The organism is Bradyrhizobium sp. SEMIA (assembly GCF_014844175.1).
Taxonomy (GTDB): Bacteria; Pseudomonadota; Alphaproteobacteria; order Rhizobiales; family Xanthobacteraceae; genus Bradyrhizobium; species Bradyrhizobium arachidis.
This window is the reverse complement of record NZ_CP046601.1, coordinates 6,589,868-6,602,944: the sequence shown is the minus strand read 5'-3', so window position 1 is coordinate 6,602,944 and position 13,077 is coordinate 6,589,868. Positions and strand designations below refer to the sequence as shown.

Here is a 13,077-nt window from a genome sequence, read left to right as displayed (position 1 = left end):
GGTGCGTTCCCTTTCCCCCCTTGCGGGGGAGAGAGCGGTGCCTCCCTTACACGCACCCCCGACAAAAAGATCTCTAATGATTTCAACCCCCGCTCTACTGTACATGGGGTTGTTTTCGCAGGCTCAGTTTCCGAACGGCGCAAACTCTCGTGCCACGGCGCGATAGACCTCGCGCCGGAACGGCACCACGAGGTCGGCAACGCGGTCGAGCCGCTCCCAGCGCCAGGCGTCGAATTCGGCGGGCTGGTCGTTGCGCGGTGTCAGCGGATCGATCTCGTCGTCCTTGCCGGTGAAGCGCAGCGCGAACCATTTTTGGCGCTGGCCGCGGAATTTTGCCAGGCGATGCGTCTGCGGTCCGTCATAGGGCGGAAATTCGTAGGTGAACCAGTCGGTCTCGCCGAGATAGTCGGCGCTGACGACGCTGGTCTCCTCCCACAGTTCGCGCATCGCCGCATCGCGCAGGTTCTCGCCCTCGTCGACACCGCCCTGCGGCATCTGCCAATCGAGGCCGGGCAGGACGATCTCGGGCCCGTCGCCCTTGAAGCGGTGGCCGATCAGCACGCGGCCGTCGGCATTGAACAGCGCGATGCCGACGTTGGGGCGGTAGGGTTTTTCGTTGGTCATCTCAGTCATTCCGGGGCGCGCAAAGCGCGAGCCCGGAATCCATAACCACAGGCCGCCGTCGGTTGAAAGCTCGTGGTTGCCATCCGTGGCAAAACTACTCCCTGGGGTTATGGGTCCCCGCCTTCGCGGGGACGACGACCGAGGGCGCGACGACTGATCTAGTCGTCCGCCAGCGCGGAAAATTCCTGCACCACGCGCTCGTAGACCGGGCGCTTGAACGGGATGATCAGCCCGGGGAGGTTCTTCATCGGCTCCCAGCGCCAGCTCACGAATTCGGCCTTGTGGCCGCCGCCGCCGGGCTTCTCGACATTGATCTCGCTGTCCTTGCCGGTGAAGCGCACTGCGTACCATTTCTGGCGCTGGCCGCGATAGCGGCCCTTCCAGGCGCGGCCCGCCACCGTGCGCGGAATGTCGTAGGTGAGCCAGTCCGGAACCTCGCCGAGCCGCTCGACCGAGCGCACGCTGGTTTCCTCATAGAGCTCGCGGCGCGCGGCCTCCCAGGTGTCCTCGCCGGGATCGACGCCGCCTTGCGGCATCTGCCAGACATGGCTGTCGTCGACATGCTCGACGCCGCCGGCGCGGCGGCCGATGAACACCAGTCCCTTTGGGTTGATCAGCATCACACCGACGCAGGTCCGGTAGGGCAGATCCTCGTAACGCGCCATTCCGCCAGACCTCTCCGCGTGCTGTCGGTAGGGCTCGAACAGGCCCCGCCGACCTCGTGCCGTACCAATCCGTTGATTTAGCTGGATTTTGATTTCAGCATCACGGTTGTCAATGGCACCAAAAGGATACCTCGGTCGCTCAATGTCCGGGTCCAGGCACTGATGCGCTCGATCGAGACAGGCAGGGCCGAGGCGGTGCCGATTGCGGCGCCGCGCTCGCGCGCTGCCGCTTCGAGCTTGTTGAGGGCGCGGTCGATCTCGGTCGGGGTCGGCACCGCGTCGATCGCGATGTCGCCCTTGCCGAACGGCATCGCCTGGCTCCCGGCGGCCTGCGGCGCGATGCTGCGCGGCGAGGAGCCGTCGTCGAAGAAGCCGAGACCGCGCTTGGCCGCCTCGCGGATGACCGGCTGCATCGCCGCGTCCGTCGCGATGAAGCGGGCGCCCATGAAATTGGTGATGCCGGCATAGCCCTGCATCCGGCTCAGGTGCCAGTACAGGCGGTCCATGTTCTGGTCGGTGGTGAGCGAGGTTAGCAGCGTCTGCGGCCCTGGATCGTTGTCCGGAAAGTCGTAGGGCTCCATCGGGATCTGGAGGAAGATCTCGTGGCGCTGGGCGCGGGCGCGTTCGGCGAGCTTGCCGGGATCGGCGCCGTAGGGCGTGAAGGCCAGCGTCACCGCGGCCGGCAGCTTCATGATCGCATCGGTGGTTTTTGCCGCGCCGACGCCGAGGCCGCCGATCACGATCGCGACCACCGGCATCTTGGCGGCCTTGGCGCGATCGGCGTCCGCCGCATAGACGTTGAACGGCTTCAGATCGCCGGCGACCACGGGGATCATGCCGTAGCGCGACTTCTCCAGCAGCTTCGTGTCGATCCCCGCCATGACGGGCGGCGGGGCTGATGCGGCCGCCGCGTCACCCTTGTCCGCGGCATCGCCGGCGCCGATCACGACGTCACGGCGCGCGCCGGTGGAGCCGTCGATCATGGTGACGGTCTTCTGCTCGCCCGCCGGCTTCGCCGCTTCCTTGGTCTCATGCTTGCTCGTCTGGGCCTGATCCTGCCCATGACCGGAGGCGACCGGCTTCTCGTCGGTCGCTTTGGGCTCGCGGATCGCGATCCGCGTCATCGGCTCGCCGCCGAGCGGATCCTTGTTGAAGATGGCGAAACCGGCGAAGGTGACGAGGAACAGGCCGAGCATGACGGCGAGGAGCTGCATAGCCGTGAACGGCAGCCGCAGCCGGCGTTTGCGGCGCGGCTTGTCCTGTCCGAGCGGGGCGCTCAGATCATCGGCCGTTTCAGTCATGCGAGATCCCGAATCACTCACCCCGACGATACCACGCCGGGGTCAAGTGGCGGCAGGCCGGGAGAGGCCGGGGGGCGTGATCGAATCGGATGGAGGTACGCCCCTCTCCCGCAAGCGGGAGAGGTGAGGAAGCGCCGCTCTTCCGGAGCCGCGGACCTGAGTTCCAAAGCAAAAAGGGCGGCTCTGGGAGCCGCCCTTTTCTTTGGATCGCTTGATGCGCTGCCTTAGTTCACCGACTTAGTTCGCGGCCTTGGGCCTGTCGGCCGTCGCCTTGTTGTCGCCGCCCGGCGTCGGCGCTGCGGAGGCGCTGTTCTTGATGCCGTGGAGCAGATCGTCGGCGAGCTTGAGCGCCTTGTCGTCCTTGGCGTCCGGCGGGACGTAGGACTGCGAGCCGGTCTTCTCGTCGCCGTCGTTCTTGAGATGGCCGCGCAGCGAAGCCTCGCCCTTGGTGTCGGTGCGCGACTTCAGCTCGTCCGGCACGTCCTGGAGCACTTCGATGTCGGGCACGATACCCTTGGCCTGGATCGACTTGCCCGACGGCGTGTAGTAGCGCGCCGTGGTCAGGCGCAGCGCGCCGTTGCCCGAGCCGAGCGGGATGATGGTCTGCACCGAGCCCTTGCCGAACGAGCGCGTGCCGACGATGGTCGCGCGCTTGTGGTCCTGCAGCGCGCCGGCGACGATTTCCGACGCCGAGGCCGAGCCGCCATTGACCAGCACGATGACCGGCTTGCCCTTGGTGAGGTCGCCCGCATGCGCGGTGCGGCGCTGGGTCTCCTCGGCATTGCGGCCGCGGGTCGAGACGATCTCGCCCTTCTCCAGGAACGAGTCGGAGACGGTGACCGCTTCCTCGAGCAGGCCGCCCGGGTTGTTGCGGAGGTCGATGATGTAGCCCTTGAGCTTGTCGCCGATCTGATTCGAGAGGTTGGCGACCTCGCGCTTCAGGCCTTCGGTGGTCTGCTCGTTGAAGGTGGTGATGCGGATGTAGGCGATGTCGTCGGCCTCGATGCGGGCGCGCACCGAGCGGACACGGATGTTGTCGCGCACCAGCGTGACGTCGATCGGATTGTCCTGGCCCTTGCGGATGATCTTCAGCTTGATCTTGGTGTTGACCGGACCGCGCATCTTCTCGACCGCCTGGTTCAGGGTCAGGCCCTGCACCGCCTCGTCGTCGAGATTGGTGATGATGTCGTTGGCCATGATACCGGCGCGCGAGGCGGGCGTGTCGTCGATCGGCGAGACCACCTTGATCAGGCCGTCTTCCATCGTGACCTCGATGCCAAGACCGCCGAACTCACCGCGGGTCTGCACCTGCATGTCGCGGAAGCTCTTGGCGTCCATGTAGCTCGAATGCGGATCGAGGCCGGTGAGCATGCCGCTGATGGCGGATTCAATCAGCTTGGTGTCATCGGGCTTCTCGACATAGTCGGAGCGGACGCGCTCGAAGACGTCGCCGAAGAGGTTGAGCTGGCGATAGGTGTCCGCAGTCGCGGCTCGCGCGCTGGAGCCCATGAACACTGCGCGCGGCTGGGTAACGAACAGCGTCAGCGCCGCACCGGTGGCCGCGCTGAGGAGAATAACTGAAGTCTTGCGCATCATCCGCGAACCTTCTCGCCTTCATTTGCGGCCCACCATGGGCCTGGATCGATTGGAGTGCCGTCTTTGCGGAACTCGACATACAGCACAGGTTGACTCGCGTTCGTGGCGAGAATGGAGGCGACTTGAGAGGTCGACCCCATGGTCGCGACTGGCTCCCCCGTGAGCACAAACTGTCCGATGTTTACCGAAATGCGCTCCATCCCGGCGATCAGGACATGATACCCGCCCCCGGCATTGAGGATCAAGAGTTGTCCATAGCTGCGGAATGGGCCGGAATAGACCACCCAGCCGTCACACGGCGTTGTGACCTGGGAGCCGGGCTTGGTGGCCAGGGAAATGCCCTTCTGGACCCCGCCGACCCCGTCGGAACCGCCAAAGTCCCTGATCTTGTTACCGTTAACCGGAAGCGGCAGGAGCCCCTTGGCCGACGCGAAGGCAATCGCAGGGGTGGTCCGGGAGCGGTCCTTGAAAGCGCCAGGGCCGGACTTTGCGCTGGCATTGGCGCTGGCGGCTGCCTTGGCCTCCGCTTGCCTTGCGGCCTCGGCTGCCTTCTCGGCGGCCTTGGCGGCGCTCTGCAGGTCCTGCTCCATCTTGGTGATCAGCCCCTGGAGATCGCCGACCTGTCTTGAAAGCGCGATGGCACGCGAGCTCTCGGCATCGAGGTCCTTTTCGCGCGAGGCCTGCTGGCGCTGCCGCTCGTCGATCAGGGCGGCGAGGCGGGTCTGGTCGTTCCTGACCCTGTCGCGGTCGGAGGCGAGCTGGTCGCGCTCGCTCGCGATGGTCTTGCGCAGCGCCACGAGCTCGCCGAGTTCGCTGGCGATCTTCTCCGCGCGGCCGCGTAATTCCGGCACAACCGCGCCGAGCAGCATCGCCGTGCGCAATGATTGCAGCGCATCCTCGGGCCGTACCAGCAGGGCCGGCGGCGTGCGCCGGCCGGCGCGCTGCAACGCCGCCAGCACCTCGACGATGTCGGCGCGGCGCGAATCGAGCGAGGAGCGCATCTCCTGCTCGCGACCGCTCAACGTGCGCAGCCGCGCTTCGGCCTCGTCGATCTTGGTCTCGACGGTGCGCACATTGGCGGCGGTATCGATCAATTGCTGATTGAGCTGGGTGCGGTCCTGGCCGAGCGAGGAGATCTCGGCCTTGAGCTTGGCCTGCGCCTCCTCCGCGCTCTTCTGCCTTGCGCGCGCGGCCTCGAGCTCCTGCTCGCGCTGCTTGATCGCGTCGGGCGAGACCGCCGCGGTCTGCGGCGCCGGCGCTGCGGTCTGAGCTTGCGCGAGGCTTATGCAAGCTTGCGCGAGGCTTGCGCCCGAGACGCTCGCAATCAGCAGCAGGTTAAGGGCAGGCGCTCGCATCGCGTTAGGCAAAGGTGCTCGTTGTGGCGCGCGTCACGCGCGGTGATAGGGATGGCCGGCCAGGATGGTGGCGGCCCGATAAAGCTGTTCCAGAAGCATGACGCGGACCATTTGATGCGGCCAGGTCGCAGCGCCGAACGCGATCGCGAGCTTGGCCTTACGGCGCAATTCGGGCGAAAGTCCGTCGGCCCCCCCGATCACGAAGATAGTATGACCGGCACCTTCGTCGCGCCAGCGCCCGAGATGCCGTGCGAATACGGTGGAGTCGAGATTCTGGCCGCGCTCGTCCAGCGCCACCAGGATCGATTTTTCGGGAACATGCGCGGAGATCGCCGCGGCCTCTTCGGCCATCCGTGTCGCGGCGTCGCGCGCGCGGCTTTCGGGGATTTCGTGGATGCTGAGCTCGCGGAATCCGAGCTTGCGACCGGCTTCGTCGAACCGCTCGAAATAGCGGTCGGCAAGCTCCCGTTCGGGGCCCTGCTTCAGCCGGCCCACCGCAATGACAGCAACGCGCATGATATCTTCAGAGTCGTTTTCGAGACCGCGCGCAGGTTGCGCGCGCACGACGCTAACATGCGCGTCAGCCGATTCGAAATCGGCTCGGTGAGCCTAGATCGCTTTCGCCGCCCCTGGGCCCTGCGTGTACAACCGCTCAAGGTTGTAGAACTCGCGGACCTCGGGTCTGAACACGTGCACGATCACATCGCCGGAATCGATCAGCACCCAGTCGCAATTGGGCAAGCCCTCGACATGGACGCTCTTGATGCCGTTTTCCTTGAGGCCCTTCGTGACGTTGTCCGCGATCGCGCCGACGTGCCGGTTCACCCGGCCGGTGGTGACGATCATGTAGTCGGAGTACGCCGATTTGCCGCGAAGGTCGATGGTGACCGTCTCTTCCGCCTTCATATCCTCGAGGCGGGAGAGGATCAGGCTCAGCGTCTTGTCGGCGTCGGGTTGCGCCTGCAAGGCCGCTTTGGTCGATGTTTTACGCGTAGGCTTGGCAACCTTGGGTAAAACAGACTTGGACAATACAGATGTGGTCAGGGACCATTCCTTTCACTGTATCGCGAACGCCGAATCCGGCGCCCACCGGTTACACTACATCATGTGGGGTTAAGGGTTTCAATATGCCAGACAGCCCCAAGCCCCACGCCGCTCCACACACGCCCTCTCACGTGGTTCCCTTCCAGCTCCCGTCCGGGTTCCGCAGGCCCGTTGAGGAGAGATTAAGCTTCAAACCGGTCAGAAAGACCCAGGCCGGCGCAGGCCGGTCCGCGAGCAATGCCGCCTTTTCCTCGGGCAGGCGGTAGCGCGCCAGGGCCCTGGCGGCGGGCGAGGCGAGGGCACGAAAACTCTTCGGCGGACGATCGATCACTGCCATCGGCACCTGGGCAGCGATGCGCCGCCAGTCCTGCCAACGATGGAATTGAGCGAGATTATCGGCGCCCATAATCCAGACAAAGCGCAGGCCCGAGAAGCGGCGGCGCAAGGTGTTGATCGTGTCGATAGTATAGCGGGTACGAATGACGGATTCGAGACAGCTCACCTCGATCCGCGGGTCATCAGCGACGTCGCGCGCGGCCTGCATGCGCTCGCCGAGCTCATGCAGATTGCCGTTCTCCTTGAGCGGATTGCCGGGGGTCACCAGCCACCAGACACGATCGAGTTGCAATCGCGTCAACGCGAAGCGGCTGATTGCGCGATGGGCCTGATGCGGCGGATTGAACGAGCCGCCGAGCAGGCCGATGCGCATGCCCTCGGTGTGGGGCGGGACCGCTTGCGCCACGAAACGCGGCACGACGAAATTGTTGCTCAATGCCCGCCCTGCGACTTTACGGCCGCGTCTGCCCGGTGCCGTGAACGCGATACTTGAAGCTCGTGAGTTGCTCGGCGCCGACCGGGCCACGGGCATGGAAGCGACCGGTGGCGATGCCGATCTCGGCGCCGAAGCCGAACTCGCCGCCATCGGCGAACTGCGTCGAGGCGTTGTGCAGCACGATCGCGGAATCGACCTCGCTGAGGAATTTTTTCGCAGCAACCTCATCCGCGCTCACGATCGCGTCGGTGTGGTGCGAGCCGTGATTCTGGATATGTGCGATCGCGCCGTCGACGCCGTCCACGACCTTCGCCGCGATGATCGCGTCGAGATACTCCGTATCCCAATCGTCATCGCTGGCAGGCTTGACACGCGCGTCGGCTTTTTGAACGGCATCGTCGCCGCGCACTTCACAGCCGGCCTCGAGCAGCATCTCGACCAGCGGCTTCAGATTTGTGCCGGCAGCGGCGCGATCGACCAGCAGCGTTTCGGCCGCACCGCAGACGCCGGTGCGGCGCATCTTGGCGTTGAGCACGATCGACTTCGCCATGGCGAGGTCGGCGCTGGCATCGATATAGACGTGGTTGACGCCTTCGAGATGCGCGAATACCGGCACGCGCGCTTCCTGCTCGACGCGCGCGACGAGGCTCTTGCCGCCGCGCGGCACGATCACGTCGATGGCGCCGTTCAATCCTGACAGCATCATGCCGACCGCCGCGCGGTCGCGCGTCGGCACCAGCGTGATCGCAGCTTCGGGCAGGCCGGCGTCGCGCAGGCCCTGCACCAGGCAGTCATGGATCGCGCGGCAGGAACGGAAACTGTCGGAGCCGCCGCGCAGGATCACGGCATTGCCGGACTTCAGGCACAGCACGCCGGCATCCGCCGCAACGTTCGGCCGGCTTTCGAAGATCACGCCGACGACGCCGAGCGGCACGCGCACGCGCTCGATGGTCATGCCGTTCGGCCGCTGCCAGCTCTCGGTGACGATCCCGATCGGATCGGCGATGCCGCGCACGATGCCGATGCCCTCGGCCATCGACTCCACGCGCGCCGGCGTCAGCGTCAGGCGATCGATGAAGGAGGCGGTCATGTTGCTCGACGCGCGGGCTTCGGCGACGTCCTCGGCGTTGGCGGCGAGGATCGCGGCGGAGTTCGCGCGGATCGCCCGCTCCATGGCTTCCAGAGCCCGGTTCTTCTGCTCCGGCGGCGCCAGCGCCAGCACGCGCGCGGCGGTGCGGGCACGGGTGGCGAGATCGGACATCAGCGCCTGGAGGTCGGCATTGCCGTCAACGGCTTTGAGGGGGGCGGCCATGGGGGTCAAAACCTTCTGCTAAGGCGGTGTCCTAGCACGGAAATCCCGCTTTTGCGAAGGGCGGGGAGGGTATGGCTGGGCTTCGGAACGCGGGTTCGGGCCTCGGCCACTGGCCCAGCCGCGGCGTCATGGCCGGGCTTGACCCGGCCATCCACGCACCACCTACGCCGTCATTCCGGGATGGTCCGAAGGACCAGGACCTCAGATGCGCAATTGCGCACCGGGGAATCTCGAGATTCCGGGTTCGGTGCTAGCGCACCGCCCCGGAATGACGGAGGCGGCCTTACCCGCCCACCACCAGATCGTCGCGGTGGATCATCTCCGACCGTCCGCTGATGCCGAGGATGGCCATCACGTCCGGAGAGGAGCGGCCCTTGATCCGCTCGGCATCGTCGGCGTCATAGGCGATCAGGCCGCGGCCGACCTCGCTGGTATCGGGGCCACGCACGATCACGGCGTCGCGCGGGCGACTGGCCCTCGACCTTGATCACGCCGGCCGGCAGCAGGCTGGCGCCGGCACGCAGCGCCGCGACCGCGCCGGCGTCGATGGTCAGCGTACCCTTCGGCTCCAGCGAGCCCGCGATCCAGCGCTTTCGCGAGGTGATGGGATTGGCCGGCGTCAGGAACCAGGTGCAGCGGCCGCCATTGGCGATCGCCTGCAAGGGATGCTCGATCTTGCCGGAGGCGATCAGCATATGCGTGCCGCCGGTGGTCGCGATCTTGGCGGCCTCGACCTTGGTGCGCATGCCGCCGCGCGACAGCTCGGACTCGGCGTCTCCCGCCACCGCCTCGATCTCGGAGGAGATGCTTTCCACCACTGGAATCAGTTTTGCGTTCGGATTGTTCTTCGGCGGGGCGTCGTAGAGCCCGTCGATGTCGGACAGCAGCACCAGGAGGTCCGCGCTCGCCATGGTGGCGACGCGCGCGGCGAGGCGGTCGTTGTCGCCGTAGCGGATCTCGTTGGTGGCGACGGTGTCGTTCTCGTTGATGACAGGGATCGCGCGCCATTCCAGCAGCTTGCCGATGGTGGAGCGGGCGTTGAGATAGCGGCGGCGCTCCTCGGTGTCCTGCAGCGTCACCAAAATCTGCCCGGCCCCGATGCCATGCGCCCCGAGCACCTCCGACCAGATCCGCGCCAGCGCGATCTGGCCGACGGCGGCTGCGGCCTGGCTCTCCTCCAGCTTCAGCGTGCCGCGCGGCAGCTTGAGCCGGCTGCGGCCGAGCGCGATCGAGCCCGAGGACACCACGAGCACGTCGCGGCCCTCGCGGTGCAGCTTGGCCATGTCGTCGGCGAGCGCGGCGAGCCACGAGGCCCGCACCTCGCCCTTGTCGGAATCGACCAGCAGCGCGGAGCCGACCTTGACGACGATGCGGCGGAATTGACTGAGTTCGGGGCTGGCCATGTGGGTATGTGCTGGCGCGTGTAACGAATTGCTCGGGAAACGGCGGAGCGACGGGCGGCGCCGATGAGCCCTGCTTTTGCAGCAGGATGGTGACCGGCGCAAGGCGGCCAGAATGGTAAACGGCGAAGGTCCGCGCTGTCCTTGGGCCTTGTCTTGAGCGCCGGCCCGGCTCTAATGCCGCCAACCAATAATGGGCTGGGGAGGACACGTATGGATCGCCGCAAATTCATCGCCGGATGTATGGGCCTGCCGCTGCTGGCGCAGGCGGGCGAGGTGCAGGCGCAGGCCGGGCTGAGCAAGATCATCTTTCCCTTCGCGGCGGGAGCCGGCGGCGACACGCTGTGCCGGCTGATCGCGCAGGAGATGGCGCCGGTGTTGCAACGGACCATCGTGGTCGAGAACCGCACCGGCGGCGATGGCCTGATCGGCATCAAGGCGGTGAAGGGCGCAAGCCCCGACGGCAGCATGGTGCTGGTGACGACGGGGCCGACCATGTACCTGCTGCCGATGGTGGAGACGACACCGAGCTTCGACACGGCCAAGGATTTCATGCCGGTGTCGCTCCTGGCGCGGTTCGAATTCGCACTGGTGGTCAGTCCGGCGATGGACGTCGCCGATTTCAAGGGATTTGTCGCCTGGCTGAAGGCGCATCCGGACAAGGCCTCGTTCGGCGTGCCCAGCAACGGCACCATTCCGCATTTCATGGGCTCCAAGCTCGAGAAGGATCTCGGCATTCCGCTCACGCGCGTGCCCTATCGCGGCAGTGCGCCGATCCTCAACGATCTCGTCGGCGGCCACATTTCTTTTGGGATCACCACGCTGGCGGATGCGCTGCCGCAGCATCGCGCCAAGGGCGTGAAGATCATCGCGGTCTCGAGCGCCGAGCGTTCGCCATTCGCGCCTGACGTTCCGACGCTGAAGGAAAGCGGCATCGATCTCGTTGCCGACGCCTGGTACGGCATGTGGCTCCCCGCCGGCAGCCGCCCGACTTCGCCAGCAAGCTCAGCGCGGCCGCAAGCGCCGCGCTCGCCAAGCCCGAGGTGAAGGAGAAGCTCACCGCGATCGGGCTGATCCCGGTCGGGAGCAGCGCGGATGGGCTATCGAAGGAGCTGGCCGCCAACACGGCCTTCTGGCAGCCGATCGTGAAGGCGACGGGGTACAAGATCGAGAATTAGAGCCCGATTTTAACTGAGGTGCTGCACATGACTCGGCGCTTGCTCGGTGCTGCCCGGTTATTTGCCAGCAATTATCAGATCGTCGTGTGCGACGATCCATTGAGCTCGCTTGGCAGCGAGGATGACTGGAACTGGGATGCTGCTAAATCCAAATGCGGCTTTGCCGGCGTTCCCGCGTTCCGGATGATCGGCACGGAAGCGGACCTCAACGATCATTGGATTGAGCTGATATCAAGCGATCAGCCGCCTTCGCCGGACGAATGGCAGCGGATTACCTGTGTGCATTTTCATTCCGGAAGCGGACGGATGCATGTCATGTCGGTGATCGACAATAATGCGGCAATCACTGCGGATGTCGAGCTGGGCGATTACGCAATCTATGTGGCCGGGCGAAATCTTGGAATCGATCAGTTGAATCTCGGCGAGAAGACGAAACTCTCGGACGCCGAAATCGCCGAGCGAAAGGATATCGAGTGGTACCGACTCTTTCTGATGCGGGGTAAGCCGGAATTTGAAGGGCACGTGGTTGATCGCTAGCTAGCCGGTGCTCTATTCCTTATCCCGAGGAGCGCGCTCCTGCGCGCGTCTCGAAGGATGGAAGGCCCGGCTGTCGCAGCGGGGTCTGCACGGTTCGAGACGGCGCTGTAGCGCCTCCTCACCATGAAGTCTACATCTTCGCGCGCTGGGCGATGCCGTCCTTGATCGCGGCGAGTTCGGCTTCGTCCCAGATGCCGATCAAGACCCCGCCCTTCACCTGCAGCTGGTTGTCCGCATAGTTCGCGATCTTCTCGCGCGGCGTGGTGATGTGGTCGTTCGGATGCAGCGCCCAGTCGAACAGCTCGGCCTGGAGCCGCGCGATGATCGCGGCGCATTCCGGATCGTCGCCGCGATCGACATATTCTTCTGGATCGGTTTCGAGGTCGTACAGCATCGGGCGGAAGCCGGAGGCGTGGATGTATTTCCAGCGGCCATCGAACACCATGAAAAGGCGGCAGCGCTCGATCGGCTGGTTCAGCTTCAACCGCACGTCCTGCATGGCGTAGTCGTATTCGGAGAACGCCACCTTGCGCCAATCCGTCGGCGTTGGCCCGCGCAGCAGCGGCAGCAGCGAGCGTCCCTCGAGGATGTGGCCCGGCACCTTACCGCCGAAATAATCGACGAAGGTCGGCGCGAGATCGATGCCTTCCACCAGCGCGTCGCTGCGAGTGCCGCGCGTGGCATCCGCCTCCTGCGAGGGATCGATGATGATCAGCGGAATCTTGGCCGACTGTTCGTGGAACAGATCCTTCTCGCCCATCCAGTGATCGCCGAGATAATCGCCGTGATCGGACGTGAACACGATCATGGTGGTGTCCAAGAGGCCGCGCGCCTCCAAAAACTTCATCAGCACGCCCATCTGGTCGTCGATCTGGGTGATCAGGCCCATATAGGTCGGGATCACCTTCTCTCTCGCCTCATCGCGCGCCATGTTGCGGGAGTAGCGCATGTCCATATAGGCGCCGAACACCGGATGCGGATTCTGCCGCTCGCGCTCGGAGCGGATCACTGGGATCATGTCATCGGTCGAATACATGCTGGCGTAAGGCTCGGGCGCGATGTAGGGCCAGTGCGGCTTGATGTAGGACAGATGCAGGCACCACGGCCGGCGTCGGTCTCGGCTTCGGCGATGAAGTCCATCGCGCGCCGCGTCATGTAGGGCGTCTCGGAATGCTCGTCCGGCACGCGGGCGGCCTTGTCGGCGTGCACCAGCAGCCAGCCGTTCTGCAAGGAGCCGTCTTCCGCGGCGCCGGAATTGGCCCAGTGCTCCCAGGGATTTGTCGCCTCGAATCC

13 protein-coding genes and 1 pseudogene are annotated in these 13,077 nt (G+C 65.5%); 3 read left to right on the top strand and 11 right to left on the bottom strand.

Annotated elements, in window-relative coordinates; all coding sequences use genetic code 11:
* Nucleotides 1-123: 123 nt before the first annotated feature.
* The 10 genes and pseudogenes from FOM02_RS31805 to proB form a co-directional block, all read right to left on the bottom strand.
* On the bottom strand, nucleotides 124-624 hold the full coding sequence (locus FOM02_RS31805) for an RNA pyrophosphohydrolase (RefSeq protein ID WP_027561883.1): 501 nt from the start codon (nucleotides 622-624) through the stop codon (nucleotides 124-126).
* Between the two features lie 158 nt (nucleotides 625-782).
* Nucleotides 783-1,289: an RNA pyrophosphohydrolase gene (locus tag FOM02_RS31800; RefSeq protein WP_027561884.1), complete on the bottom strand. Its 507-nt coding sequence runs from the start codon at nucleotides 1,287-1,289 to the stop codon at nucleotides 783-785.
* 77 nt (nucleotides 1,290-1,366) lie between these two features.
* Entirely contained in the window at nucleotides 1,367-2,590 is a 1,224-nt protein-coding gene (locus FOM02_RS31795) for a divergent polysaccharide deacetylase family protein (RefSeq protein WP_027561885.1), read from the bottom strand.
* Nucleotides 2,591-2,827: 237 nt separating this feature from the next.
* Nucleotides 2,828-4,186 carry a S41 family peptidase gene (locus FOM02_RS31790; RefSeq protein ID WP_027561886.1) on the bottom strand — a complete coding sequence of 453 codons (1,359 nt, stop codon included), beginning with the start codon at nucleotides 4,184-4,186 and terminating at the stop codon, nucleotides 2,828-2,830.
* Entirely contained in the window at nucleotides 4,183-5,541 is a 1,359-nt protein-coding gene (locus FOM02_RS31785) for a murein hydrolase activator EnvC family protein (RefSeq protein WP_027561887.1), read from the bottom strand. Before FOM02_RS31785 ends, FOM02_RS31790 begins: the two co-directional genes overlap by 4 nt.
* Nucleotides 5,542-5,574: 33 nt before the next feature.
* The gene (gene rlmH / locus FOM02_RS31780; protein WP_027561888.1) at nucleotides 5,575-6,057 is read right to left on the bottom strand and encodes a 23S rRNA (pseudouridine(1915)-N(3))-methyltransferase RlmH; all 483 of its coding nucleotides are present in this window, start codon (nucleotides 6,055-6,057) and stop codon (nucleotides 5,575-5,577) included.
* 93 nt (nucleotides 6,058-6,150) lie between these two features.
* On the bottom strand, nucleotides 6,151-6,507 hold the full coding sequence (gene rsfS / locus FOM02_RS31775) for a ribosome silencing factor (RefSeq protein WP_027561889.1): 357 nt from the start codon (nucleotides 6,505-6,507) through the stop codon (nucleotides 6,151-6,153).
* Nucleotides 6,508-6,712: 205 nt separating this feature from the next.
* Nucleotides 6,713-7,357 carry a nicotinate-nucleotide adenylyltransferase gene (locus FOM02_RS31770; protein WP_027561890.1) on the bottom strand — a complete coding sequence of 215 codons (645 nt, stop codon included), beginning with the start codon at nucleotides 7,355-7,357 and terminating at the stop codon, nucleotides 6,713-6,715.
* A 16-nt stretch (nucleotides 7,358-7,373) separates the two neighbouring features.
* Nucleotides 7,374-8,669 (bottom strand): glutamate-5-semialdehyde dehydrogenase, encoded by a 1,296-nt coding sequence (locus tag FOM02_RS31765; protein WP_027561891.1) that lies wholly within the window; start codon nucleotides 8,667-8,669, stop codon nucleotides 7,374-7,376.
* 283 nt (nucleotides 8,670-8,952) lie between these two features.
* Nucleotides 8,953-10,072, bottom strand: a pseudogene (gene proB / locus FOM02_RS31760) (glutamate 5-kinase).
* A 210-nt stretch (nucleotides 10,073-10,282) separates the two neighbouring features.
* Between proB and FOM02_RS31755 the strand changes: the two are divergent.
* Genes FOM02_RS31755 through FOM02_RS31745 form a run of 3 tightly spaced genes read left to right on the top strand, consistent with a single transcriptional unit; the run spans nucleotide 10,283 to nucleotide 11,784 of the window.
* Nucleotides 10,283-11,116, top strand: coding sequence for a tripartite tricarboxylate transporter substrate-binding protein (locus FOM02_RS31755; RefSeq protein ID WP_265440557.1), 834 nt, complete (start codon nucleotides 10,283-10,285; stop codon nucleotides 11,114-11,116).
* The gene (locus FOM02_RS46950; protein ID WP_322596920.1) at nucleotides 11,113-11,247 is read left to right on the top strand and encodes a hypothetical protein; all 135 of its coding nucleotides are present in this window, start codon (nucleotides 11,113-11,115) and stop codon (nucleotides 11,245-11,247) included. The genes FOM02_RS31755 and FOM02_RS46950 overlap by 4 nt, the downstream gene beginning before the upstream one ends.
* A gap of 27 nt (nucleotides 11,248-11,274) precedes the next feature.
* Complete coding sequence (locus FOM02_RS31745) at nucleotides 11,275-11,784, top strand: hypothetical protein (protein WP_028146487.1); 510 nt, start codon at nucleotides 11,275-11,277, stop codon at nucleotides 11,782-11,784.
* 130 nt (nucleotides 11,785-11,914) lie between these two features.
* On the opposite strand, the gene FOM02_RS31740 is transcribed toward FOM02_RS31745, so the two are convergent.
* Entirely contained in the window at nucleotides 11,915-13,003 is a 1,089-nt protein-coding gene (locus FOM02_RS31740; RefSeq protein ID WP_265442228.1) for a sulfatase-like hydrolase/transferase, read from the bottom strand.
* Nucleotides 13,004-13,077: the final 74 nt, after the last annotated feature.

Coding starts and splice junctions, on each gene's coding strand:
- FOM02_RS31765 (WP_027561891.1), bottom strand. CDS start 8,669: ATGGCCGCCCCCCTCAAAGCCGTTGACGGCAATGCCGACCTCCAGGCG.
- FOM02_RS31790 (WP_027561886.1), bottom strand. CDS start 4,186: ATGATGCGCAAGACTTCAGTTATTCTCCTCAGCGCGGCCACCGGTGCG.
- FOM02_RS31795 (WP_027561885.1), bottom strand. CDS start 2,590: ATGACTGAAACGGCCGATGATCTGAGCGCCCCGCTCGGACAGGACAAG.
- FOM02_RS31745 (WP_028146487.1), top strand. CDS start 11,275: ATGACTCGGCGCTTGCTCGGTGCTGCCCGGTTATTTGCCAGCAATTAT.
- FOM02_RS31805 (WP_027561883.1), bottom strand. CDS start 624: ATGACCAACGAAAAACCCTACCGCCCCAACGTCGGCATCGCGCTGTTC.
- FOM02_RS31755 (WP_265440557.1), top strand. CDS start 10,283: ATGGATCGCCGCAAATTCATCGCCGGATGTATGGGCCTGCCGCTGCTG.
- FOM02_RS31800 (WP_027561884.1), bottom strand. CDS start 1,289: ATGGCGCGTTACGAGGATCTGCCCTACCGGACCTGCGTCGGTGTGATG.
- FOM02_RS31785 (WP_027561887.1), bottom strand. CDS start 5,541: ATGCGAGCGCCTGCCCTTAACCTGCTGCTGATTGCGAGCGTCTCGGGC.
- rlmH (WP_027561888.1), bottom strand. CDS start 6,057: ATGCGCGTTGCTGTCATTGCGGTGGGCCGGCTGAAGCAGGGCCCCGAA.